General features: G+C 62.6%; 3 protein-coding genes. 1 reads left to right on the top strand and 2 read right to left on the bottom strand.

Going from position 1 to position 1,529, the window contains the following annotated elements; all coding sequences use genetic code 11:
• Window positions 1–592 (top strand): sulfatase-like hydrolase/transferase (locus tag AB4Z11_RS31335; RefSeq protein WP_442030029.1); only part of this gene is annotated, 592 nt, incomplete at its 5' end.
• Here AB4Z11_RS31335 and AB4Z11_RS31330 read toward each other — a convergent pair.
• A complete protein-coding gene (locus AB4Z11_RS31330; protein ID WP_442030031.1) occupies window positions 585–1,052 on the bottom strand; it encodes a DUF2269 family protein in 468 nt (155 codons plus the stop codon). The two genes, AB4Z11_RS31335 and AB4Z11_RS31330, sit on opposite strands and share 8 nt — an antisense overlap.
• The coding region (locus AB4Z11_RS31325; protein WP_442030027.1) for a DoxX-like family protein at window positions 1,037–1,529 on the bottom strand (493 nt) is incomplete at its 5' end. The genes AB4Z11_RS31330 and AB4Z11_RS31325, both read right to left, overlap by 16 nt.

Genomic DNA, 1,529 nt, shown 5'->3' with positions numbered 1-1,529 from the left:
GCACACGCTCGGCAGCCACTGGAACTACAGCCAGCGCCACCCGAAGGCTTTCGACCAATGGCAGCCATCGCTGTTCGGCATCGACAAGCCGGTGTACACGGACCTGAAGATCAAGCCGCAGCTGAATAACAGTTACGACAATTCGATCCTGTACACGGATTGGTTCCTGTCGCAGGTGATCGATACACTGAAACTGAGCTCCCCGTTGTCGTCCCTGATGTATGTGGCGGACCACGGACAAACGCTATACGACGGCGCCTGCCGTCTCGCCTTCCACGGCCACAACACGCAGTATGAATTCCACGTGCCGGCTTTCATGTGGTACTCGGACGATTACGCCGTGCGCTACCCGGAGAAGATCACGCAGCTGAAGGCGCACCGTAAATCGAAGCTGGCCACCGAAAACTTTTTCCATACCCTGGTCGATATGGGCGACATCCGCTATCCGGACGACCACCTCGAATGGAGCTTCCTCAGCCCGCAGTTCAAGCTGCACAAGCGCTACGTGGACAGCTATGGCTGGACCAATTACGACAACGCGGCCTTCAAGGGCGACTGCCGCGAAGTGATCGACAAGTCCAAGTCTAAATAGGTTTCAGCACCATCAGGAAGTAGATCGCCGCCATCGCCGCAAAGGCCGGATAGCCCAGCAACTCCCAGCGCCGCGCATAACGCCAGTACGCGCGCGGCAGCTCCGTTCCTCCTTCGTGCGCGGCCAGCGCCAGCCTGGCCATCTTCAGCTGATACCACACCACCGGCAGCCAGCAAACGCCGGCGACTCCATACAGCGCCAGCGACAGCTTGATCCACAGTGCGCTGAGCGGATAACCCGCCGTGTAAATCATCCAGGCGCCGGACAGCGGCTGCACGATGCCGGCCGGCGTGGTGAACCACCAATCCGCGCGCACCACCAGCCGCGACACCGTGGCGATGGACTCCACCGATCCCGAGCGGTTGGCGAAGAAAAGATAGAAGGCCGTTCCAGAGCCCGTCCCCACCAGGAAAACGGAAGAGATGATGTGGATGGCTTTGATGGTCAGGTATTCCATGATGTCGGCTCCGCGTAAAGCACGGCCAGGATGGCCAGGATGGGCAGGTTCTTTAGCACTGGCCCGAAAGGATGCGCCCAGTATTCCGGCATGGCGGCCGTGATGACGATGCTATAGCCGAGAATCAGCGCTGCTTGCACGGCCCACAGTGCGCGCCGCGGCCAGGCCAGCGTGGCGATGCCGAGTGCAAAGTGCAGCAGGCTGGCGCCGTACAGCGCAACCGGCGCCACACTGCCGTGCAGGCCCACGCGCGCCAGGATCTCGAGGCTGCCGCTGACCGGATAGACAAAGGCACTGATGACCGCTGTCGCAATCCACACCAGCGCCAGCGCGAATTGCAGCGCGCGCGTACGCCAGTCTGCGAGCGCGCGGTGGCGCAGCAGCTCGGCCTCGCCCTGCGCGATGAAGCTTTCGATGCCGCGTGGCGAGCGGCCCAGCAGGCGCGCGACTCTGGCGGCGCCGTCCGGCCCTGTCGCGCTG

Source organism: Pseudoduganella sp. RAF53_2 (assembly GCF_052113985.1).
Lineage (GTDB): Bacteria > Pseudomonadota > Gammaproteobacteria > Burkholderiales > Burkholderiaceae_D > Rugamonas.
The sequence above is the reverse complement of the archived record's forward strand: the minus strand, read 5'-3'. Positions and strand labels throughout refer to the sequence as shown.